General features: G+C 49.1%; 26 protein-coding genes. 18 read left to right on the top strand and 8 right to left on the bottom strand.

What is annotated here, in order from left to right:
* Positions 1-31: 31 nt before the first annotated feature.
* On the top strand, positions 32-1,408 hold the full coding sequence (locus tag BC349_RS05800; protein ID WP_187255770.1) for a Gfo/Idh/MocA family protein: 1,377 nt from the start codon (positions 32-34) through the stop codon (positions 1,406-1,408).
* Positions 1,409-1,456: 48 nt separating this feature from the next.
* Here BC349_RS05800 and BC349_RS05795 read toward each other — a convergent pair whose 3' ends face one another.
* The 4 genes from BC349_RS05795 to rlmN all read right to left on the bottom strand — a co-directional run bounded on the left by BC349_RS05795 (position 1,457) and on the right by rlmN (position 5,234).
* Positions 1,457-2,176: an RluA family pseudouridine synthase gene (locus BC349_RS05795; protein ID WP_187255769.1), complete on the bottom strand. Its 720-nt coding sequence runs from the start codon at positions 2,174-2,176 to the stop codon at positions 1,457-1,459.
* Between the two features lie 35 nt (positions 2,177-2,211).
* A complete protein-coding gene (locus BC349_RS05790; protein ID WP_187255768.1) occupies positions 2,212-3,366 on the bottom strand; it encodes a pseudouridine synthase in 1,155 nt (384 codons plus the stop codon).
* 104 nt (positions 3,367-3,470) lie between these two features.
* Positions 3,471-4,055: a hypothetical protein gene (locus tag BC349_RS05785; protein WP_187255767.1), complete on the bottom strand. Its 585-nt coding sequence runs from the start codon at positions 4,053-4,055 to the stop codon at positions 3,471-3,473.
* 135 nt (positions 4,056-4,190) lie between these two features.
* On the bottom strand, positions 4,191-5,234 hold the full coding sequence (gene rlmN / locus BC349_RS05780; protein ID WP_187255766.1) for a dual-specificity RNA methyltransferase RlmN: 1,044 nt from the start codon (positions 5,232-5,234) through the stop codon (positions 4,191-4,193).
* A 155-nt stretch (positions 5,235-5,389) separates the two neighbouring features.
* Between rlmN and BC349_RS05775 the strand changes: the two genes are divergently transcribed.
* A complete protein-coding gene (locus tag BC349_RS05775) occupies positions 5,390-5,851 on the top strand; it encodes a hypothetical protein (RefSeq protein ID WP_187255765.1) in 462 nt (153 codons plus the stop codon).
* A gap of 124 nt (positions 5,852-5,975) precedes the next feature.
* Positions 5,976-6,371 (top strand): hypothetical protein, encoded by a 396-nt coding sequence (locus BC349_RS05770; RefSeq protein WP_187255764.1) that lies wholly within the window; start codon positions 5,976-5,978, stop codon positions 6,369-6,371.
* An 85-nt stretch (positions 6,372-6,456) separates the two neighbouring features.
* Here the strand turns inward: BC349_RS05770 and BC349_RS05765 are convergent, their stop codons facing one another.
* The 4 genes from BC349_RS05765 to BC349_RS05750 form a co-directional block, all read right to left on the bottom strand.
* Complete coding sequence (locus BC349_RS05765; RefSeq protein WP_187255763.1) at positions 6,457-7,065, bottom strand: alpha-ketoglutarate-dependent dioxygenase AlkB family protein; 609 nt, start codon at positions 7,063-7,065, stop codon at positions 6,457-6,459.
* Between the two features lie 115 nt (positions 7,066-7,180).
* On the bottom strand, positions 7,181-8,032 hold the full coding sequence (locus BC349_RS05760; protein WP_187255762.1) for a methylated-DNA--[protein]-cysteine S-methyltransferase: 852 nt from the start codon (positions 8,030-8,032) through the stop codon (positions 7,181-7,183).
* 113 nt (positions 8,033-8,145) lie between these two features.
* A complete protein-coding gene (hisS, locus tag BC349_RS05755) occupies positions 8,146-9,528 on the bottom strand; it encodes a histidine--tRNA ligase (protein ID WP_187255761.1) in 1,383 nt (460 codons plus the stop codon).
* A gap of 46 nt (positions 9,529-9,574) precedes the next feature.
* Entirely contained in the window at positions 9,575-10,036 is a 462-nt protein-coding gene (locus BC349_RS05750) for a low molecular weight protein-tyrosine-phosphatase (RefSeq protein WP_246456789.1), read from the bottom strand.
* Between the two features lie 111 nt (positions 10,037-10,147).
* Between BC349_RS05750 and BC349_RS05745 the strand changes: the two genes are divergently transcribed.
* From BC349_RS05745 to BC349_RS05675, 15 genes are all read left to right on the top strand, one after another.
* Complete coding sequence (locus tag BC349_RS05745; RefSeq protein WP_187255760.1) at positions 10,148-10,969, top strand: TonB family protein; 822 nt, start codon at positions 10,148-10,150, stop codon at positions 10,967-10,969.
* A 42-nt stretch (positions 10,970-11,011) separates the two neighbouring features.
* Positions 11,012-11,248, top strand: a complete 237-nt coding sequence (locus BC349_RS05740) for a hypothetical protein (RefSeq protein ID WP_187255759.1) — start codon at positions 11,012-11,014, stop codon at positions 11,246-11,248.
* Between the two features lie 17 nt (positions 11,249-11,265).
* Positions 11,266-12,186, top strand: coding sequence for a PstS family phosphate ABC transporter substrate-binding protein (locus BC349_RS05735; protein ID WP_187255758.1), 921 nt, complete (start codon positions 11,266-11,268; stop codon positions 12,184-12,186).
* A gap of 50 nt (positions 12,187-12,236) precedes the next feature.
* Entirely contained in the window at positions 12,237-13,904 is a 1,668-nt protein-coding gene (locus BC349_RS05730; RefSeq protein WP_187255757.1) for a tetratricopeptide repeat protein, read from the top strand.
* A 166-nt stretch (positions 13,905-14,070) separates the two neighbouring features.
* The gene (locus tag BC349_RS05725; RefSeq protein ID WP_187255756.1) at positions 14,071-14,469 is read left to right on the top strand and encodes an NADH-quinone oxidoreductase subunit A; all 399 of its coding nucleotides are present in this window, start codon (positions 14,071-14,073) and stop codon (positions 14,467-14,469) included.
* A gap of 17 nt (positions 14,470-14,486) precedes the next feature.
* The gene (locus BC349_RS05720) at positions 14,487-15,068 is read left to right on the top strand and encodes an NADH-quinone oxidoreductase subunit B (RefSeq protein ID WP_187255755.1); all 582 of its coding nucleotides are present in this window, start codon (positions 14,487-14,489) and stop codon (positions 15,066-15,068) included.
* A 21-nt stretch (positions 15,069-15,089) separates the two neighbouring features.
* Positions 15,090-15,608: an NADH-quinone oxidoreductase subunit C gene (locus tag BC349_RS05715; RefSeq protein WP_187255754.1), complete on the top strand. Its 519-nt coding sequence runs from the start codon at positions 15,090-15,092 to the stop codon at positions 15,606-15,608.
* 37 nt (positions 15,609-15,645) lie between these two features.
* On the top strand, positions 15,646-16,887 hold the full coding sequence (locus tag BC349_RS05710; RefSeq protein ID WP_187255753.1) for an NADH-quinone oxidoreductase subunit D: 1,242 nt from the start codon (positions 15,646-15,648) through the stop codon (positions 16,885-16,887).
* Between the two features lie 43 nt (positions 16,888-16,930).
* Positions 16,931-17,428, top strand: coding sequence for an NADH-quinone oxidoreductase subunit NuoE (gene nuoE / locus BC349_RS05705; RefSeq protein WP_187255752.1), 498 nt, complete (start codon positions 16,931-16,933; stop codon positions 17,426-17,428).
* Positions 17,429-17,433: 5 nt separating this feature from the next.
* A complete protein-coding gene (locus BC349_RS05700) occupies positions 17,434-17,853 on the top strand; it encodes a nuclear transport factor 2 family protein (protein ID WP_187255751.1) in 420 nt (139 codons plus the stop codon).
* A 38-nt stretch (positions 17,854-17,891) separates the two neighbouring features.
* Positions 17,892-19,250: an NADH-quinone oxidoreductase subunit NuoF gene (gene nuoF / locus BC349_RS05695; RefSeq protein WP_187255750.1), complete on the top strand. Its 1,359-nt coding sequence runs from the start codon at positions 17,892-17,894 to the stop codon at positions 19,248-19,250.
* A 28-nt stretch (positions 19,251-19,278) separates the two neighbouring features.
* Positions 19,279-20,388 carry an NADH-quinone oxidoreductase subunit G gene (locus BC349_RS05690; RefSeq protein WP_187255749.1) on the top strand — a complete coding sequence of 370 codons (1,110 nt, stop codon included), beginning with the start codon at positions 19,279-19,281 and terminating at the stop codon, positions 20,386-20,388.
* A 54-nt stretch (positions 20,389-20,442) separates the two neighbouring features.
* Positions 20,443-21,510 (top strand): NADH-quinone oxidoreductase subunit NuoH, encoded by a 1,068-nt coding sequence (nuoH, locus tag BC349_RS05685; protein WP_187255748.1) that lies wholly within the window; start codon positions 20,443-20,445, stop codon positions 21,508-21,510.
* A gap of 59 nt (positions 21,511-21,569) precedes the next feature.
* Positions 21,570-22,115, top strand: a complete 546-nt coding sequence (gene nuoI, locus BC349_RS05680) for an NADH-quinone oxidoreductase subunit NuoI (protein WP_187255747.1) — start codon at positions 21,570-21,572, stop codon at positions 22,113-22,115.
* Between the two features lie 8 nt (positions 22,116-22,123).
* Complete coding sequence (locus tag BC349_RS05675) at positions 22,124-22,624, top strand: NADH-quinone oxidoreductase subunit J family protein (protein ID WP_187255746.1); 501 nt, start codon at positions 22,124-22,126, stop codon at positions 22,622-22,624.
* The last annotated feature ends 35 nt before the right edge of the window (positions 22,625-22,659 follow it).

The raw sequence follows: 22,659 nt of genomic DNA, 5'->3' as shown, positions 1-22,659 counted from the left end.
ATCAACACCGTCAACATCTCAAATCAACACCATGAGTAAAAATTCAGGTGCTTCCAGAAGAAGTTTTATCAGGAATATTGCAGCCGCTACTGCCGCAGTAGCCACAGGTGGCCAGGTACTGGCTGCCGGCAACCGGGATACCCCCTTTCAAATACTCAAAAGCAGGGCAGGCTTTGAGGCCAACGACCAGATTAATATCGCCCTGATTGGAGCCGGGGGTATGGGGGTTCAGGACACCATCACTGCCCTCCAGGTTCCGGGAGTGAAACTGGTTGCGGTTTGCGACCTCTACGATGGCCGGTTGAAGGAAGCCAAACAGAGATGGGGTACAGATATTTTCACCACCCGCAGCTATAAGGAAATCCTGAACAGGAAAGATATTGATGCGGTGATCATTGCCACTCCGGATCACTGGCACCAGCAGATATCCATCGATTCACTGCGCGCCGGTAAACATGTTTATTGCGAAAAGCCGATGGTGCACAGCATTGGCGAAGGACCAGCTGTGATCAAGGCCCAGCAGGAATCAGGAAAGATTTTCCAGGTGGGCAGCCAGGGCGTATCATCCCTCGGAAATGAAAAGGCAAAGGAATTACTTAAAGATGGCGCCATCGGCCAGTTGAACTATGCCGAAGGTTTCTGGGCCAGGCATTCTCCAACAGGCGCATGGCAATATCCCATTCCTGAGGATGCTTCCCCTTCCACCGTTGATTGGGAAACATTTATCAGCAATACAACCAAACGTCCCTTCGACAAAACCCGTTTCTTCCGCTGGAGAAATTACACCGATTATGGTACCGGAATGTCGGGCGACCTGTTTGTACATCTTTTCTCAAGCCTGCACTTTATCACCGACTCTTTTGGACCCAATAAGGTTTACTCTTCGGGTGGACTGCGTTACTGGAAGGATGGCCGTGAGGTTCCTGATGTATTGCTGGGGACATTCGATTACGGTGAAAGCAAGGCCCATCCTGCCTTCAACCTGTCGCTCCGTTGCAATTTCGTGGATGGAACCAGTGGTACCACTTTCCTGAAACTCGTGGGCAGTGAAGGTTCCATGGACATCACCTGGGATGACGTAACCGTGAAGCGCAACAAGGAAGTAGCTTCCGATGATCCATTCTTCATTGAACAAATGAAAAAAGCCGGCACACCTGTTTCCGGACGCAAAAGGATACTGCCTCCCCAGGAGTTTACCTTCCGTGCAGAAAAGGGCTACAAGGGCGGTCCCTATGATCATTTTGTCAATTTCTTCGATGCCATCCGTAAGGGGAAGGGTGGGAAAGTGGTGGAGGATGCCGTTTTCGGCTACCGTGCCGCTGCGCCTGCGCTGCTCTGTAACGACAGCTACCGCGAAGACAAAGCAATGCTCTGGAACCCCGAGAAAATGGAACTGGTAAAAAAATAAAAAATCCCTCAGGCGTCTGACGCACGTCTGACGTACGTCAGACGTGCGTCAGACGCCTTGTTTTTCGAGTTGTTGCAATGTGGCCCGCAAATCCTTTGGCAACGGGGCTTCCAGGATTATTTGTTTTCCCTGGATATCAGAAAAACGCAATTCCCGCGCATGCAGTGCCAGCCTGTTCAGCAAGGGCTTTTCCTCCAGTACATCTTTACCAAGCTTGAATTTCTTCTTGATGGATGATAATAAAACCGGCTTGCCGTCCCCATAAAGCGGATCGCATACGATGGGATGACCATAATGTTTCATGTGTACCCTGATCTGGTGCGTGCGGCCGGTCAGGATCTTGAATTCCATCCAGCTATACATAGAAAAGGACTGCAGGCACCTGAATGCTGTAACGGAGGGCTTACCCTTCCTGACAACCGTCATCAATCCCTTTTTGGCCGGATGTTCACCAATCGGTTCATCAATCACACCTTCTTCATCATACACTTTCCCAAGGACCAGGCCATTGTAAAATTTTTCCGTAGTCCTGGATTCAAATTGTTGTGACAGGTACCTGTGACTGGACTCATTCTTGGCGAAAACAATTACACCGCTTGTTTCCTTATCAAGCCTGTGTACAGTATATATCGAACCAAAACGATTCAGAAGATGATCCTTTAATGAGGGCTCTGATTGCTCGCGGTCGGGTATGGAGAGCAGGCCAGCTGGTTTGTTGATCGCCACCAGGTCATCAGTTTCCAGTAATATTTCCAATGGATGTTTCATTCTTCGGTTAATGCTAAACGTTAATCAGGCGGAGTTTACTGCTGTTTTTTTTCCTTTTTGCCATCTTTGGAGAAATGCTTCAGGATACGAACTTCCTTTTCAGCCAGGAAACGCCATTTGCCCCTGTTTACGTTCTTTTTGGTTAGGCCGGCATACATCACGCGGTCAAGGCCGCGAACATCATATTTCAGGTGTTCGAAGATGCGGCGTACGATGCGGTTTCTGCCACTGTGGATCTCGATACCGATAACGCTTTTGTCTTTCGGGTCGGCATATCCCAGCGCATCGGGTGCAACAAAACCATCTTCCAGGGTAATACCGTTTATGATGGTCTCAAAATCTGTTTTGGTAAGGGGGCGATCCAGTTTTACCTCATAAACTTTCTTCACCTGGTTTTTTGGGTGGGAAAGTGTTTGCGCCAGTTCGCCATCATTGGTCAGCAGCAACACACCGCTTGTGTTGCGGTCGAGTCGCCCGATCGGGTATACCCGCTCGTTAGTGGCCGCTTTGATCAGGTCCAGTACTGTTTTCCGCCCCTGGGGGTCATCCGTTGTAGTGAGATAATCCTTGGGTTTGTTGAGCAGGATATAGACGAGGTTTTTAGAAATGGAGATGCGTTTGCCCTTCAGTTTTACTTCGTCTTTTTCAGTCACCTTGAATCCGGGTTCTGTGATGGTCTGCCCATTCACCGTAATGCCACCTTCTTTTACCAGCATGGCGGCATCACGCCTGGCACAGATACCGCAATGGGCGATGAATTTATTCAATGGCATAACTGAACCGGTGTGGTTGCCGGAAAGCTGGCTGGCTGGTTGTTGGGCATGCGCCGGGGATGGTTGTTTGTGTGCGGCGTCAGGGGATTTAGCGCCAGCGGATTTGGCTGCAGGCCGCGTATCGGTCCGCCCTGTTGCAGCGCCTGTCTTTTTGATACCAGGTCTGACCGGCCGGCCGGAAGCTGCGGGAAATCCCTTTTTACCACCTGCAGGCCTGGCTTCAAGATCGGAGCGTTTGATATGACCCTTAGGGGTTTCCGATTGTTCAGAACGGGTTTTTCTTTTCTCTTCAAAACGCTGGTTGATTCCTTCTTCGCGCTCTTTTTTTTCAACTCTTCTTTCTTTTTTGTACTGCTCTTTTACGGTACCGGCCTTCTTCTTGTTCGCGAATTTCTCGAACCCATGGGTCTTTTTCATGCGTATGTATTTTACTGTTTTTCAACAGGGATGGCGGCAAAAATACAAAAGACAGCCGGGATAGCTGTCTTTTGATAGTTTATAGGGTATTATTTAACGATTGATCACCGGGAGTTACCAGGGCGGCGTTTTTCAGCCCTTTGTTTCATCATCTCCTTTTGTTCAGGTGTCAATATGGCCTTCATGTTTTCACGGTGAGCCTGGCGAAGGGCCTGCAGTTTCTGTTGTTGCTGGGCTCCGGCCAGTTTTTCATTGGCGCGGATCACATCGGATTGCTGCCTGAATTCCTTGTTCAGCTGCTCCATACGGGCAACCTGCTCATCGGTCAAATTGAGGTTCTTTTTCATCCGGTCCATTCCGGCCTTGGCGCGTTCAGCCCGCATTTGCATGCGTTCGGCCTTCTTTTTCTGTAATTGCTGTGTTTGCTCCGGTGTAAGTACGGCCATCATTTCCGCCTTGTGTTTGTTCCGGAGTTCCTTCATTTTGAGTTGCTGGGCTTCTGTCAGGTTCAGGTCATTCATCCACCCCGATTGCCTGCCGCCATCGCGAAAATGTTTTTTCATGGGGCCTCCCTGATGCATCCTTTGTCCCTTTGTAAACCTGTCTGTCTTTTTTATGGTGGTACTGTCCTGGGCCATAGCCATCTGCAAGCTCATTCCCAATACCAAAACCGTCAGTATTCTTTTCATTGCTTTGCGTTTAATATATAGACCGTACCACAAACGCAAAGTTTAATCTGCCAGATCTTAACTGCCGAAATAAAACTGCCCCTGCCAGGCTGCAGCTGCCACAAACCCGCACGCGCTAATCCAATATTGCCATCCTCACTTGTTCGCCAGTTGTCCGCATGCCGCATCAATATCCTTTCCGCGGCTCCGGCGCAAACGTACGTTCACCCTGTGTTTTTCGAGGTAATGCATGAACTGCATGGTTTTTTCCTCGTCCGGTTTTTCAAATGATGCGAGGTCAATGGGATTGTATTCGATAATGTTGACCAGGTCAGCCGGCACCTGGCGATAGATTTTCACCAGTTCTTCTGCATCTTTTAAGGAATCGTTAAAGTCTTTGAAAAGTATGTATTCAAACGTGATCTCATTGCCAGTCTGCTGGTAGAAATAATTGAGAGCATCGATCAGCGATTTGATATTATTGGTGTCATTGATCGGCATGATCTCATGACGTTTGGCGTCATTGGCCGCATGCAAAGACAGGGCCAGCTTGAACCTCACTTTGTCATCCCCCAGTTGCCTGATCATTTTGGCCACACCGGCAGTGGATACGGTGATCCTCCTGGGACTCATGCCCAGGCCTTCCGGTGAACTGATCATTTCAATGGCCTTGAGTACATTCTTGTAATTGAGCAAGGGTTCGCCCATGCCCATGAAAACGATATTGGTCAGTTTCTTTCCGTAGCTCTTTTCACACTGTTCATTGATGAGGGCCACTTCATCGAAGATCTCATCAAATTCCAGGTTGCGTTTCCGGTCCATATATCCAGTAGCGCAGAATTTACAGCTCAGGGAACAACCTATCTGTGAGGACACACAGGCGGTTTTCCGGTCATCGGTGGGAATAAGTACCCCTTCCACGAGGTGTCCGTCAACGGTGCGGAACCTGCTTTTTATCGTGCCATCCGCACTGTTCTGGGTAAGGTCAGCCGTCAGTGCGGGCAAAGAAAAATTCTCTGCCAGCTTGGTCCGCAGTTCCTTACTGAGGTTGGTCATATCCTCAAAACGCCTTGCCTGCCTGGTCCAGAGCCATTCGTACACCTGCTTTGCGCGGAATTTTTTCTCTCCCAGCTGCTCAAAATACTGCTCCAGTTCTTCCTTCGACAAATGCCGGATGTTTTTATGTGCCTGTTTTAACATGCCGCAAAGATAACTATAGTTTGAAGTTTGAGGTGCGGGTTGGCCGGACCAGGGCTAAGACTGCTTAAATTATCGGGTTGGTTGCATTCGTCCTTATTTCACTTTACCCTTCAGGAATAGCTGTCTACCTTTCTGACTCACCAAAACCTTATACTATGTTACCTACAAGAAAATGGCCGGTCATGCTACTGGCAGTGATGGTTGTGATCAGTTCCTGCGGATTGGCAGGCGTAGCCGACAGGCTCGAGTACGACTTTGACGAAGGGAACACAAAATATCGGCTGGTAATGGCAATTCCCGATGGTTTCAGGTCCGAATTGCATACGCGTGATGAACAGGGCAATTCTGTCCGGACTTTTCGTTACCATGACGGATCGAGGCTTTACATCGCCTGCAGGGAACAGTCCGATAAGCCTGCGCTGGCCATTGATAAAAATCAGGAAGCAATGGATCTTCTAACCAATTCGGTTGGTCCGCTGGGGGAAGGAACCAACCCCGATGGAACCCGCTGGAGAAGGACAAAAAAAGGCGGTTTTATCCTCGGGTATGATTTTGCCGATCCCGAAAAGGCAAAGCAGTATGATAAAGCCATCCTGTCCATGCGGATCAGGAAATAAATCCACCATCAATTCAAAGCCGGTTCAGTCCGGCTTTTTTCTGCTTTGGCAAGAAATTTATTCCCTTTGGCGGGATTAGGTTCCGGGGTATGATTGCTTTACTTATATTCGAAAAAATTATTGTATGAAGCAAGTCCTGTTATGTTTTCTTTTTGCTTTGGGTATGGCAATGACGGCACATTCCCAAAAGGACAGCACCCACCGCGAATACCTTGGGACCTATCATTTCCCCTCCGGCAGTGTGGTTCCCCTTGTGCAGGTGACCGGCGACAGCCTGACTGCCCTTTCCATGTATTCTGAAGCAGGTACTTCGCCCATGAAATATGAAGGGGTAGACAGTTTTACCATTGTCAATTTCAATGGTACAGCGGCTTTCAGGCGCCATGATTCAACCAGGCAGGTCAACGGTATCCATATTGAAGCCATGGGATATGTGCTGGATGGCGAAAAGGTAAACGGCTCCACCACCTGGACCTGGCGGATAGCCATCAGGGATGAGCAACTGCTGACCCGTAAATAACCTGGTGTCTCCTAAGTGTCTGACATGTGGTGTCTGACATCTGCGATTGCCGTATTCAAAAATTATACATGTCAGACACCACATGTCAGACACCTGACACAATGGTCCGGAATGTCAGGTTCACCCTGGGAGCCCGCACTTTTTTTGATTTGGGCAGGCTGTGGAGCCAGTTTGTTTGTGTGGCATCCTTCATAACCAGCAGGCTGCCGTTCTCAAGTATCAAACCGGTCGTTTCTTTTGTCTGTTTGTGGCGGAAGGCAAATTTCCTTTCCGCGCCCAGGCTTAAGGAGGCGATCACCGTGTTTTCACCCAGGGACTTTTCATCATCACTGTGCCAGGCCATCCCTTCCTCACCATCGTGGTATAAGTTCAGGAGGCAGGAATTGAACCGGCAGCAACAGGTATTCTCCACCAATTGCTTTAGGAATTGAAGTTCTTCCGTCCAGCCCAACGCTTGTTTAGTAGTATTGGAGTAGGTATACGCATAAGCATCATCGCCATACCAGGCGACTTTTCTTTTTGTAATAATATGTCTTCCGAAAATGACCGCCTCATCGTTTTTCCAGGTGATGGAATCGAGCAGTTTTTGCAGGTAAAAACTGGCTTCTGATGGGTTCAGAACCCTGCCAAAATATTGAACAGTACCATCATAGGGCAGGAGGTTGATAGCAGGATCAGGGGGAAATAGTTCCATATTCAAGATTTTTTATGGGCCCGGCCGAAACAGTTACCAGGAAGGTACCAGATGGCGGGGCATATCGGAAAAACAGGTACAGATGGAGTAATGAAATTGTTTGTTGAGCCTGTTATCAGTCCTGCAATTCCGGCACCCGTGCGGCTTCCCAGCCGATGATGGCTGTTTTCCGGGTGCTGCCCCAATGGTACTGACCGAATTCTCCGCCAGACTGGATGACGCGGTGGCAGGGAATCAGGTAGGCGACCGGGTTATCACCGATTGCCGAACCAGCAGCGCGTGATGCTTTCGGTTTTTGAATCTGTCCCGCGATCTGGCTGTACGTGGCCAACCGGCCAGTCGGGATTTTTAATAATGTTTCCCAGACCTTCAGTTGAAATTCAGTTCCTTTCAGGTGAAGTTTGATATTTTCCATCCTGCTCCAGTCCTGCGAAAAAATCTGCAGGGCATGCTGCTGGTTCTGGTCGGTAGCCAGGCGGAAAGCCGCATTGGGGAAACAGGCTTGAAGCTTCAACAATGCATCCTGGTGATTATCCGCAAAAGCCAGGTGACAGATGCCTTTGGGAGTAGAGGCTATAATGGTGTCGCCAAAAGGAGTTGGGGCATAGCTGTAATGAATCGTGAGGTTGGCGCCACCGTTCTTGTATTCGCCCGGCGTCATTCCTTCAATGCTGATGAAAAGGTCATGCAGACGGCTGGTGCCCGATAACCCGGTTTCTGTGGCTGCATCAAACAGGCTGGCCCCGGTTTCTTTCAATAATTTCCTCGCATGTTCAACCGTTATGAATTGCAGGAATTTTTTGGGGCTCACGCCTGCCCATTCCGTGAAAATGCGCTGGAAGTGAAAGCTGCTCAGATGGATCTCGGCCGCCACATCTTCCAGCGTAGGCTGTTGCCTGAAGTTGTTCCTGATAAACGCGATGGCTGCTGCAATCCGTTCAAAATTATTGTCTGTCTGTGCGGTCATGGTGCCTTTTTTCTGCCCTCGAAATTAAACCCCGTCCCTGCGGTTTCCTACCCGAAACTTGCTGAGTTTTTTTACACCCGTCTGACGTGCGTCTGACGTACGTCAGACGCACGTCAGACGCCTAAAGCATGGGCCAGGTCCTTTTGAGCCACGGTATTCTGAGTGCCTTCCCGGAGGTGCCTGATCACACAGGTGCCATCTTCCAGCTCCTGGCTGCCCAGGATCACAGCAACGGGAATATTCTTTTTATCGGCGTACTTGAACTGCTTGTCAAATTTTGCCTGCTCATGGTACATCTCGCAACGCAGCCCCCTGCCCCGGAGTTCCTGCATCAGCAGGTAACCTGCCCTGCTTTCCTCTTCCCCGAGGTTGAAAAAAATTACCTGTGTTCCCGTATGAACGGCAGCAGGGAAGAGCTGAAGTTCTTCCATTACATCATAGATGCGGTCCACCCCAAAACTGATGCCCACTCCAGGTACATTCGGCACCCCAAACAATCCGGTGAGGTCATCGTACCTGCCACCGCCACCAATGCTGCCCATCTGCACGCCGGTTGCTTTGATTTCAAAAATTATTCCCGTGTAATAGTTCAGACCCCGGGCCAGGGTAAAATCACAGACAAGGTTTGATGTCTGGGGGGTGAGTCCTGAACCCGAGTCAACGAGGTTCAGCACATATCTTAATTCCTTCAAACCCTCCCGGGCAGGGGCCAGGTGGCCAAGCAGGGTTTCAATCTGGTGCAGCTTCTCGGAGTTGGTGCCGCTGACCGCCAGGTATTGCTCAATACTGCTGATCTGGGGGGATGACAAACCGCGGCCGGCCAGCTCCTCCTTTACCTTATCCAGCCCGATTTTGTCGAGCTTGTCAATGGCAGTGGTAATGTCCGTCATTTTATCAGGACCGCCGCAGTGTTCAGCAAGCGCCGCCAGAATTTTCCGGTTGTTCAGCCTTATCTCAACGGGAATGCCTAAACGCTGGAATACTTCCGCATAAATTGAGGTGAGCTCAACTTCGTTCAGCAGGGAGTTGCTGCCCACCACGTCGGCATCGCACTGATAGAATTCGCGGTAACGGCCTTTCTGTGGCCTGTCTGCCCGCCATACGGGCTGCACCTGGTAGCGTTTGAACGGTAGCGTTAGTTGCCCGTGGTTCATGGCAACATATCTTGCAAAAGGAATGGTGAGGTCATAGCGCAGTGCCCTTTCCGTCAGGTTTTTATCATTTTTCCCCTGCAGCACATTTTCAAAGGCGGCTTTTGCCTTGTCAATATTTTTCGGATCGTTCAAGCCATTGTTGAGGATCTTGAATATCAGTTTATCGCCTTCTTCGCCGTATTTACCCATCAGGGTATCGAGGTTTTCCATGGCCGGAGTTTCCAGTGGCTGGAATCCGTAGAGTTCAAATACCTTCCTGATGGTGTCGAAAATATAGGTACGCTTGCGCACAGTATCGGGACTGAAATCGCGTGTACCGGATGGGAGGGAGGGTTTGGCCATATATGAGTTTGTTTTTTGTAGTTGGGCGTTCTAAGTTTCTATTAGTCTATTTCTCCAGTTCTCTTTCTAAAAAAGCATCGCAGGCTTTGGAGATCATATCGTACACTTCGTGGTAGCCTGGTTCTGGTCCGTACCAGGGATCGGGTACATCCAGATCGGTTCCCGGCTGAACTGTATTCATCAGCAGGTCTGCCTTTCCCGTATCAAACCGGTTCCCGCCTATCCGCCGCATTTCATCCATCACATCACCTGCCATGGCAAAAATCCGGTCAAACCGGTCGAAGTCCGCCGCCACAAACCTGCGGGCGCGTTGTCTGCTGATGTCAATTCCATTGATCCGTGCTACTTTCTGCGATAAATGGTGGGGTGCTTCTCCCACGTGGTACCCGTTTGTGCCGGCACTGTCCACTGTCCAGTTAAGTCCCGCTTCCGCTATTTTCTGCTGCAGTATCCCTTCCGCCAGCGGGCTTCTGCAGATATTGCCCAGGCAAACCATCAAAATCTTCATGGCCGCAAAAATAGGATAGTTTGTTTTATGGATTTGTTCCGGCCCCGGCATCTCAGTAAAAGGAACACAGCTGCGTTTAATCATCCCATTTAGTAACAAAACTTCAATTTTATGAAGCCTTCTACTATTTTGCGTAGTGACGCACTGGACATACTTTTCGAAAACCGGAACAAGCAATACGGGGCTTATGCGCTCCGGAGGAATTACCCAAGACACCTGTATTACGGGCTTGGGGGAATGATTTTGCTGGTGATATTATCCATCCTTATCTCCCGGAACAGTGGTCCCGGCCCCAACCTGAACGGGGGCATTGTATCGATTTTTACCATTCCGGATACCCTGGAGCCGATACCACCTCCTGCTGAGCCAACCCCGCCGCCACCGCCTACCCCGGCTGAGCCTCCCAGGGTGGCACAGGAAAAACACACGACCATAATAGTGGTTCCCGACAAGCTTTCCGAGCCCATACCTGAACAAACGCGGATTGACAGTGCAGCAATCGGCCCGGTAAGCCTGACAGGAACCAAAGATGACGGTATTACAGGCCCGTCACCGGCCGCAGGCAGCAGCACCGGCCCCGCCGCCCCCATTCCACCCCCGGCAGAAAAGGAACCCGAAATTCTTGAAACTGCTTCCGTTATGCCATCCTTTCCCGGAGGTGCAGGCGCCCTGCAGCGATGGCTGTCCCGCCAGCTCAGGCCACAGGATGAGCAGGATTCCGGTGAAAGGATCAGGGTTGTAGTGCGTTTTGTGGTGAACGATGAGGGTGAAATCGACCAGGTTCAGCTGTCCCAGCCTGCCGGGGATCCCTATGACCGGGAAGTGTTAAGGGTCATTAAGAAAATGCCCCGGTGGGAGCCCGGTCAGCAAAAGGGGAGGCCGGTATCGGTATGGTTTACAATCCCCGTGATATTTGTAACACCGGAACAGTAGATTTTTTCCTAACTTGCCCAACCCGGACCAAACAAAACAACAATGGCCCAAGAACAACAGGATAACAGAAGAAAGCAATATAGTATGATGCGTTCCATACTGGATTACGGCATGGGGGCATTGATCCTGCTATTCGGGTTTTTCTTTCTTTTCTCTGAAAAACTGGGTTTTGATTTTGAGATGGAACCCATATTCAAATACTTTTTCGCAGGTCTCTGTATAGTGTACGGAGGCTGGAGGATCTACCGGGGGTATCAAAAGAATTATTATTCCGAATAAGATTAACGACAGCGTTTATGTATAAGCGTTTGAAACTGCTAACCATTGCTGCCTTCAGCCTGTTGATGTTCAGCCATTGCAATAACCAGGAAGTGGTGTATCGCAACGATACACTCAGCAGTGGCACCATTCATATCAGTGTGGACGAGTCTTTCAGGCCGGTAATTGATTCGCAGATCAAGGTTTTTGAAGCATCATTCCCGAAAGCAAGGATCATTGCGCATTACAAGCCAGAGGCTGAATGCCTGAAAGATCTGCTGGTGGACAGCATCAGGATGGTAATAGTTACCCGCCAGCTGATGCCGGTGGAAGAGCAGCGGCTGAAGGATACCCTCCGGTTCATTCCTGTGCAGGCAAAAATTGCTTTTGATGCGGTGGCACTGGTAGTGAATACACAATCCAAAGATTCCGTTTTTGATATCACTGATGTGAGGTCCATGCTGAAGGGAACCAGTGGGTATAAATTGCGCCCGGTGATGGATGGCCTCACGGCAACCAGTACGGTCCGGTATGCGCTGGATTCACTCCTGAAAGGGCAGCCCCTGGGCAAGGATGTTACCGCAGCCACCTCCAGTGCGGGTGTAATTGAATATGTCGCCAATAATAAGGATGCGGTCGGTTTTGTAGGAGTGAGCTGGATCGGGAACCCCAATGACCCCGATTTTTTAAGTTTTAATAAAAACGTAACGATCGCTTCCATCCGCTGTGGAATCTGCCCGGAGGAAACCTATGTGAAGCCTTACCAGGGTAATATTGCGACCCGCAGGTACCCTTTGGTACGGGGATTGCATTATATTTTAAAGGAAAATTATGAAGGACTGGGTAGCGGTTTCGCGAATTTTCTCATCTATGAAAGAGGTCAACTGATTTTCCGGCGCGCATACCTGTGGCCTGCAAGAATGCAGTTTGAGGTAAGAAACGCAGGAATCAGTGAGTAAACGAATCCATATTTTAATATTTTTACAACTCGACTAAAAACAGCAACCGAATGAAGAAATACCTCTACAGCCTGGTTTTGGCGGCAGTATTAGGTGGTAATGCCCTGAACGCGCAGAGCGTTGACCAGGGAAAAAAGTTTTATTACTACGAACGATTTAACAGTGCCAAAGAAACATTAGAAAAGGTTTTGGCCGCCAATCCCAATGACATTAATGCCATTTACTGGCTGGGACAAACCCTGATTGAACAGAAAGATGTGGAGGGTGCCCGTTCACTTTACCAGAAAGCATTGGCAACCAATGGCAATGCCCCACTGTTACTTGTCGGAACAGGACATATTGAATTGCTCGATGGCAAAAAGGATGAAGCCCGTCAACGTTTCGAAACCGCCATCAGCCTGACCAAAGGCAAAGACGTTGAAATTTTCAATGCTATTGGCAAATCTATGGTGGATGCCAAGGACGGTGATGCCGATTATGTGATCGAAAAACTTACTCCTGTAACCCAGCAAAAGAAGTTCAACAGTCCGGAAACATGGATCACTATCGGTGACGCCTACCGTAAAAAAGTGGATGGCGGAAATGCCGTACAGTCTTACCAGCGTGCACTGGAACTGAACCCCGGTTATGCCGCTGCCAAAAATCGCATCGCAAAAATCTACCTTACCCAGCAGAACACGGAGATTTTCCTGCCTGCATTTGAAGATGCGGTAAGAATTGATCCCAACTATGCCCCTGCGATCTATGAACTTTATTTTTACTATTTTAACCGCGATATCAACAAGGCTAAGGATTATTATGACAAATACCTGGCTGTTTCTGATCCTTCCCCTGAGAACGATTATGAAAAAACCGCCATTCTCTTTGCTTCCCGCCGTTATGATGAAGCCATCAGCACTGCCAATGGATTCATCAGTTCACTGGGCGACAAAGCCGACCCGCGTTATTACAAACTGGTGGCGTATAGCTATGATGAGAAAAAGGATTCTGTAAGTGCAAAAAAATTCCTGGATGAGTATTTTGCCAGGCAGAAGGAAGACAAATTTGTCCCCAAGGATTATGAGTTCCGTGCCATCCTGCTGAGCAGGTTCCCCGGTAACGAAGCCGAAGCAATGGCAAGCTATGATAAAGCCATAGCCAGTGATACTGCCATGGAATCAAAGCTGGAACTGATGACCAATGCCGCGGCCCTGGCAAAGAAAAGCGGTAACCGACTGGGTGAGGCTAAGTATCTCGGCCAGTTGTATGCAACCAAAAAGACTCCGAATAATGTAGACCTGTATAACTGGGGATTTGCCAATTACCAGGCTGCCAACTATCCGACCGCCGATTCCATTTTTGCGGTTTATGCCGAAAAGTATCCCAATGAGATCTTCGGTTATCTCTGGAGGGCGCGTGCCAACCAGGCCATGGATACCAGCATGACCGCGGGTCTTGCGGTACCACATTATGAAAAACTTGGTGAGATGGCCCGTACACTGGATGCAGTGAAATATAAAGGACAGGCTGTTTCTTCTTATTTCTACCTGGTTCAGTATTATAATGATATCAAGAAGGATAAGGATAAAGCCCTTGAGTATATTGACAAGGTTCTGGAAGTGGACCCCACTAATGAAACCGCAGTGAAGATCAAGGAAGTGCTCAGTAAAGCGCCTGCCAAAAAAACCAGTTCCTCCGGTGCCACGCCGAAAAAGCCGGCCGAGTCGAGTGGTAATTAGTATACCGATAAATGATGAATTAATAGTATAGGAAAGAGTCCCCGCCCCAGGCGGGGACTCTTTTTTTAACGCGGCATCCGATAAAACGCCTCTAACGAACTTATTTTCAATGTTGCGCGTTTTATTTGGCAGGCTATCTTATTTTTGCCACCACAACAATTAAGGCATGAATCTTTTCTTGTTACAAAATGCGGTAGCTGCAAGTACCGCTGTTGACTACCTACCCATCGCATTACAAATTATCTGTGCGGCCGGATTCGTTGGCCTTACCCTGGGTATTTCACCCTTCCTGGGCCCGAACCGGAAGACTGCTGAAAAACTGGAAACATTTGAAAGTGGCATCCATGCAGTGGGAAACGCCCGCCAGCCTGTAGCCATCAAATATTTCCTGGTGGCCGTTCTTTTCGTACTCTTTGATGTGGAAGTTATCTTTTTCTACCCCTATGCCGTGAATTTCAGGGAACTGGGCTGGAATGGTTTTTGGGCCGTTCTGATGTTTGTCGGCTTCTTTATCTCCGGGTTTTATTATATCCTCAAGAAGGGTGCATTGCAGTGGGAAGATTAATATTAAAGTAATTTATTATGGCACGTCCTGTTCAATATAATGTAAAGAATGAAGGTGGTAAGATCATTATCACCGACGAAATGCCTGAAGGTTATGGCGGGGAAGGGTTTTTTGCAACCACCCTGGACCAGGTGGTAGGCTGGGGCCGGAAGAACTCCCTCTGGCCAATGCCATTTGCCACTTCCTGTTGCGGCATTGAATTCATGGCCACCAGTGCGTCGCACTACGATATCGGCCGCTTCGGCTCCGAAAGGTTTGCACACACGCCCCGCCAGTGTGATCTGCTGCTGGTAATGGGAACCATCGCCAAGAAAATGGGACCCATTGTGAAACAGGTTTATCTCCAGATGTCAGAGCCCCGCTGGGTAATTGCCGTTGGCGCCTGTGCGTCCTCAGGCGGCATCTTTGATACCTACAGTGTGTTGCAGGGTATTGACCAGATTATTCCGGTGGATGTTTATGTGCCCGGATGCCCTCCGCGCCCTGAAGCCATCCTGGACGGTTTGATGAAGTGCCAGGACCTGGTAGGACAGGAGAGCCTTCGCAGAAGGAACAGTGACCGCTATAAGGCATTGTTGAACAGTTACGGTATTGAATAACAAACAGTAAGAATCAGTCTTATGGCTTTGACGAATGAATATATCAGGGAAAGGCTCACAGAGAAGTTTGGCGATGTCATCACCAATATCGAAGAGCCGGCGGGAATGCTGACTTTCGAGGTTCCTAAAGATATGAACCTGAAGGTGATGCAGTTCCTGTATGATGATACCGAACTCAGGTTCCGCTTTCTTACTGATCTGTGCGGTGTACATTATCCGGACCAGAAAGGCAGGGAACTGGCTGTTGTGTATCATATGCATAACCTGGTGGACAATGTCCGGCTGAGGATGAAAGTGTTTTCAGATATCAGCGACCCCGATGTTTTTACCGCAACCAGCCTCTTTGAATCAGCCAACTGGCAGGAAAGAGAGACCTATGACTTTTACGGTATCAACTTTGTCGGGCATCCTAACCTGAAACGAATCCTGAATGTGGATGAAATGGACTATTTCCCCATGAGAAAGGAATACCCGCTGGAAGACCAATCGCGCATAGATAAAGACGATGAGATGTTTGGCCGCGGCGGCTCGGTATCTTAACCAAAACCATCAACTACAACACACAAACGAGACAGTAATGTCTGAAATCATACACCAACAACCGCACCACATCAGCCTTCCGGAAGGTTCCATCGGGAAACAGACCACCACACTGAACCTGGGCCCCACTCACCCCGCCACACACGGAGTATTCCAGAATATACTGGAGGTGGACGGAGAAAGAATCGTTTCTTCCGAACAGACAGTGGGTTATATCCACAGGGCATTTGAGAAGATTGCGGAAAGAAGGCCTTTATACCAGATCACCCCCCTTACAGACAGGTTGAATTATTGCTCATCACCCATCAACAATATGGGATGGCACCTCACCTGCGAGAAACTCCTGGGGGTTTCCACTCCCAAGCGGGTAGATTACCTCAGGGTGATCATCATGGAATTGTCGAGGATCGCCGACCACCTGATCTGTAATTCCATTGTGGGGGTGGACAGTGGTGCATTCAGTGGCTTCCTCTATGTAATGCAGTACCGTGAACTGATCTATGAAATCTTTGAAGAGGTTTGCGGAAGCAGGCTTACCACCAATATCGGCCGCATCGGCGGATTCGAGAGGAATTTCTCCAACGCTGCCTTTGAAAAGATCGAAAAATTCCTGAAAGAATACCCCGTAACCCTGAAAGAATTTGAGAACCTGTTCAACCGCAACAGGATCTTTATGGAACGCACCATGGGTACCGGTGGAATCTCCGCGGAGAGAGCACTGAATTACGGCTTCACCGGTCCCAACCTGCGGGCTGCAGGCGTGGATTACGACGTAAGGGTGGCATCCCCATATTGTTCCTACCAGGATTTTGAGTTTGATATCCCCGTAGGCAGTACCGGCGATAACTACGACCGTTTCATGGTACGCAACCAGGAAATGTGGCAGAGCCTGAGCATCATTGAACAGGCTTTCAGGAAAGTGCAGGAATTCAAAGGCACTGATGCCGATGTGTACCATGCCGATGTGCCGGAATATTACCTCCCCAAAAAAGAGGACGTTTATACCAAAATGGAAGCCCTGATCTGGCACTTCAAAATCATTATGGGTGAAATCGATATGCCTAAGGGTGAAGTGTACCATTCTGTGGAAGGCGGTAACGGTGAACTCGGGTTTTACCTGATCAGTGATGGCGGCCGTGCCCCGTTCAGGCTGCATTTCAGGAGACCCTGCTTTATTTACTACCAGGCATATTCAGAACTGACCAAAGGAGCTTTGCTAAGTGATGCAGTGATTACCATGAGCAGCCTGAACCTGATCGCCGGGGAAATGGACGCGTAAAAACATTCACCATTCACCATTCACTATTGACCATTTATTTGATATGATACAATTTTCAGAACAGAAACTGGCTAAGGTGCAAGAGATCATCGCAAGGTATCCGCAGGGAAAACAAAAGAGCGCGCTGATCCCGGTGTTGCACCTCGCGCAGGAAGAATATGGCTGGTTGAGTGCGGAAACAATGGACTATGTGGCATCCCTGCTGCAGATCGAACCTATTGAAGTGTATGAAGTGGCCACCTTCTACAGCATGTTCAATCTGAAACCGGTTGGCAAATTCCTGTTCGAAGTTTGCCAGACAGGTCCCTGCATGATCAGTGGCAGCGATGATATTGTTGATTATATAAAACAGCGTTTAGGCATCAGTGTTGGTGAAACAACACCAGATGGAATGTTTACGCTCAAAACCGTTGAGTGCCTGGGTGCCTGCGGTTATGCACCGATGATGCAGCTGGGCAAACATTACAAGGAACATCTGACGAAAGAGAGGGTTGACACAATTATAGAAGAGTGCAGGAAGAATGCTGGCGTACTGAACTGAGTTATATGAGAACCGCCCTCCTTATAATTGCGCTTTTTTGGGCAGGATCACTGTTCGCGCAGGATACCGTCACGCTGAAAAAAGCAATGCTGGACCTGAATGAAGCATTGCTGAAACAGGACTCTGCCACCGTCAGAAAACTATTGCACGGTAAATGCAGTTACGGGCATTCGAACGCATGGATCGAGTCAAAAAAGGAAGTGATTGCCGATATGTTCAACGGAGTGCTGCGATACAACAGCATCAAACAGGGGGTAATGGACATAAAGATGGAAGATAAAACGGGAATTGTGCGCACAGACTGGGAAGTGAATGTTACCCGAAATGGTCAGGTATATGATTTCAAGCTCCATGTTCTGCTGGTTTGGATATGGAAGAAAAAAAAGGGCTGGCAACTGATTGCCCGGCAAAGTACCAGGATATGAAGCCGGCATAAAAAAGGACTTTTGAATTTATTATCAATATGGGAGTGAAATTACTTTTAGAAAAAGCACATGTGGAGGGCATCCGCCATTACGATGTTTACCGTCGTGAAGGTGGATACCGTGCTGTTGAAAAGGCTTTGAAAACCATGAGCCCCGATGCCATTACCGAGGAAGTCAAGAAAAGTGGTCTCCGTGGTCGGGGTGGTGCCGGCTTCCCTGCCGGTATGAAATGGAGCTTCCTGGCAAAACCAGAGGGCGTTCCCCGCCACCTGGTCTGCAATGCCGATGAATCTGAGCCGGGAACTTTCAAGGACCGCTACCTGATGGAATTCCTTCCGCACCTGCTGATTGAAGGACTGATCATTGCTTCCTATGCACTTGGATCAAACGCAACCTATATCTATATCCGTGGTGAATATGCATGGATTCCCGATATTCTCGAAAGAGCCATCGCCGAAGCCAAAGCCAATGGCTGGCTGGGAAAAAATATCCTGGGAACAGGCTTTGACTGTGAGATCTATGTACAGCGTGGTGCCGGTGCGTATATCTGTGGCGAAGAAACAGCCCTGATCGAATCACTCGAAGGCAAACGCGGAAATCCGAGGATTAAACCACCCTTCCCCGCCGTAAAAGGAGTCTGGGACCGCCCGACGGTGGTGAATAATGTGGAGACCCTTGCAGCTGTTGGACCAATTATCAATATCGGCGGAGAAGAATATGCCAAGATCGGCGTTGGCCGCTCAACCGGCACCAAGCTGATCTCTGCCTGCGGAAATATCAACAAACCGGGAGTTTACGAAATTGACATGACCATCTCTGTGGAAGAGTTTATCTACAGCGATGAATATTGCGGTGGCATCAAAAACGGGAAAAAGCTGAAAGCCTGTATTCCCGGCGGATCTTCCGTTCCGATCCTGCCTGCCAACCTGCTGTTGAAAACAGCAAAGGGTGATACCCGGCTGATGAACTATGAAAGCCTTGCCGATGGAGGATTTGCTACTGGTTCCAGCATGGGATCCGGCGGATTTATTGTGCTGGACGAAGACCAGTGCGTAGTGAAGCACACGTACACCCTGGCGCGGTTCTACCGTCACGAAAGCTGTGGACAGTGTTCTCCCTGCCGCGAAGGAACCGGCTGGATGGAAAAGATCCTGAAGAATATTGAAATGGGAAAAGGTAAGATGAGTGATATCGACCTGCTCTGGGATATCCAGCGCAAGATCGAGGGCAATACGATTTGCCCGCTTGGTGATGCGGCCGCTTGGCCCGTTGCTGCAGCCATCCGCCATTTCCGTGATGAGTTTGAATGGCATATCAATAACCCGCAGGAATGCCTCACCCGTAACTACGGACTGGCACATTACGCGGATCCGATTCATGTGCCCACAACGGCTTAGAACCCATTGACCTATTGACTTTATACATATGTCCGAAGAGAAAAAATTATTCAAAGTAACCATCGACAACATCACTGTTGACGTGGAACCGGGTACCACCATCCTGAATGCTGCACGCATGATTGGGGGTGATGTTACTCCTCCTGCGATGTGTTATTACAGCAAACTGAAAAACAGTGGCGGTAAATGCCGTACCTGCCTGGTGGAAGTGGCTGCAGGATCCACTGCAGATCCGCGACCCATGCCTAAACTGGTTGCCAGCTGCCGTACTACTGTGATGGATGGCATGATCGTGAAGAATATCACCAGCGATCGCGTGCTCGATGCACGGGCGGGCATAACCGAATTCCTGCTGCTGAACCACCCGCTGGATTGCCCTATCTGCGACCAGGCAGGTGAGTGCCATCTCCAGGACCTCAGCTATGAACATGGTAAGGAAGGCACCCGCTTCGAATTCCAGAAAAGGATTTTTAAAAAGCACGACCTCGGTGAATATATACAGTTGCACATGACGCGCTGCATCCTATGCTACCGTTGTGTTTTTGTGGCCGACCAGCTGACGGAAAAACGTGTTCACGGCGTGCTGGACCGCGGCGATCATGCAGAGATTGCTACCTATATCAGCAAATCCCTCGACAATGATTTCATCGGAAACGTAATTGATGTCTGCCCGGTGGGCGCACTTACCGATAAGACCTTCCGTTTCAAGAACAGGGTATGGTTCACCAAACCGGTGGATGCCCACCGCAACTGCTCCAAATGCTGTGGTGAAGTACAGCTCTGGATGCGCGGTGATGAAGTGTTCCGCGTAACCGCCCGCAAGGACGAATGGGGCGAAGTGAAAGACGCTTCGGATGGCCGTCCGGGATGGATCTGTAACGAATGCCGCTTTGATAAGAAGGACATAAAAGACTGGACCATTGATGGACCCTCAAAAATCAACCGTCACTCTGTTATTTCACAGGGACATTATGTTGGCGTGAAAAAGCCAACCGATTTCCTGCCTGAAGTGATGGGCGGAAGGGGACCAAAACTGCTGATGGACATTCATAAAGTAAGCGAAGTGAACCGTCCGGAGATTGAACTGTCAAAGATCGAAGGACCGGCACACAGTGATGACTTTAAAGGATCTAAATAGTGATGGACGGAAGTAAGAACGGAGCATAATTTTAAAAAGTTTGAATACATCAATATGATTAATCTGGCAATTGACCTGGCTTTTATACTGGAGAAACTGGTATTGATAGCCGTGATCATCGTCATCTCCCTGCTGGTCGCATTGTATACCACTTTCGGTGAGCGCAAGGTGGCAGGCTATATCCAGGACCGCTATGGCCCCAACAGGGCGGGTCCCGGTGGAATATTCCAGCCCTTTGCCGATGGTATCAAATTATTCATGAAGGAGGATGTGATCCCCAGTTCTTCCAACAGGTTCCTGTTCATCCTGGGTCCCGGCATCGCCATGACCATGGCCATGCTGACAAGTGCGGTAATTCCCTGGGGGAACGAAATCACCATCGCCGGCCGTACCATCTCCCTGCAGATAGCAGACATCAATATCGGCATCCTCTATGTATTTGGTGTGGTGAGCATGGGCGTTTACGGTATCATGATCGGCGGATGGGCTTCCAACAACAAGTTCTCCCTGCTGGCCGCATTGCGCGGTGCATCGCAGATGATCTCCTATGAACTGGCAATGGGACTGTCAATCATTGCATTGCTGATGCTTACCGGTTCATTAAGCCTGAAAACAATTGTTGACCAGCAATCCACGGGATGGTGGAATTTCTTCTACCAGCCTCTCGGATTCCTGATCTTCCTGATCTGTGCCTTCGCAGAATGTAACCGCACGCCATTTGACCTTCCTGAAGCAGAAAGCGAACTGAACCAGGGTTACCACCAGGAATATTCTTCCATGAAACTCGGGTTCTACCTGTTCGCAGAATATGTGAACATGTTTATCAGCAGTGCACTGATGTCAACCCTTTATTTCGGCGGATATGATATCCCATTTGTAAATGATGCAAGCATGGGCCAGAGCATCGGTACCAACTGGCTGGCTGTTTTGCAGGCCGTATCATTGTTTGCCAAAGTCGGTTTCTTCCTGTTCTTCTTTATGTGGGTAAGGTGGACCATCCCGCGATTCAGGTATGACCAGCTGATGAAACTGGGTTGGAAAGGATTGATCCCCCTGGCATTGTTCAACATGGTGATCACAGGATTGATTGTATTGATAAAAGAAAACGGATGGCCATTCTGAGTTGGTTCAACTTGGAGAGAAATCCGGATTAAAATAATTTTGCGAACCGCTGTTCGAATATGCAAACACTAACCAACAGAGCGAAACCAGTAGACCGCCGCCCGATGACGGTACTGGAGAAGTTATACCTTCCCGCCATTGCCAAGGGCATGGGTATTACACTGAAACACTTTTTCAAGAAAAAGGTAACCATACAGTATCCGGAAGAGAAGAGGCCCTTCAGCCCGGTATTCCGTGGCCTGCATATCCTGAACCGTGATGAGGAAGGCCGTGAACGCTGCACAGCCTGCGGACTCTGTGCCGTTGCCTGTCCGGCTGAAGCCATTACCATGGAAGCCGCAGAAAGGATGGAAGGGGAGGAGAACCTGTACCGTGAAGAAAAATATGCAGCGAAATATGAGATCAATATGCTGCGCTGTATTTTCTGCGGACTCTGTGAGGAAGCCTGTCCGAAAGACGCTATTTACCTTAGTGAAACATTTGCCCCTGCCAACTTCAAACGCGAGGGATTTATTTATGGCAAGAATGACCTCCTGATTCCAGATCCGAAAAAAGAACCTGAACAGTACCAGAAAGCGTTGGGATCACGCGTCAAAAAAAGCTAACAATCATCATGAGTATTACACAAATATTATTCTGGTTCCTGACTGTAATGGCAATTGGAAGCGCCCTGATGGTGATCACCAGCAGGAACCCGGTTTACAGCGTTCTATTCCTGATTGCTACTTTCTTTGCTATTTCAGGACACTATATTCTGCTGAATGCGCAATTCCTCGCCATCGTAAACCTGATCGTATATGCGGGTGCCATCATGGTACTCTTCCTTTTCGTGATCATGCTGATGAACCTGAATACCGAAACGGAACCGCAGAAGAACAAGTGGTTGAAGTTTGCCGGCACGATCGCGGGCGGATGCCTGTTGCTGGTAATGGTGGCTGCCCTCAGGGACGCCGACACCAAAACAACCACCGCTTTGATGAAGGAAGGCGATATCGGCCTGGTGCAGAATCTTGGTAAGACCTTATTCAAAGAATACGTAGTGCCTTTTGAAATCAGCAGCGTTTTGTTCCTGAGTGCCATGGTAGGCGCCGTTGTTCTGGGAAAGAAGGACTAATTGACCCATTGACCCATTGACTAATTCATTATAAA

The sequence above is a fragment of the Flavihumibacter stibioxidans genome (genome assembly GCF_014332695.1).
GTDB lineage: Bacteria > Bacteroidota > Bacteroidia > Chitinophagales > Chitinophagaceae > Flavihumibacter > Flavihumibacter stibioxidans.
The sequence above is the reverse complement of the archived record's forward strand: the minus strand, read 5'-3'. Positions and strand labels throughout refer to the sequence as shown.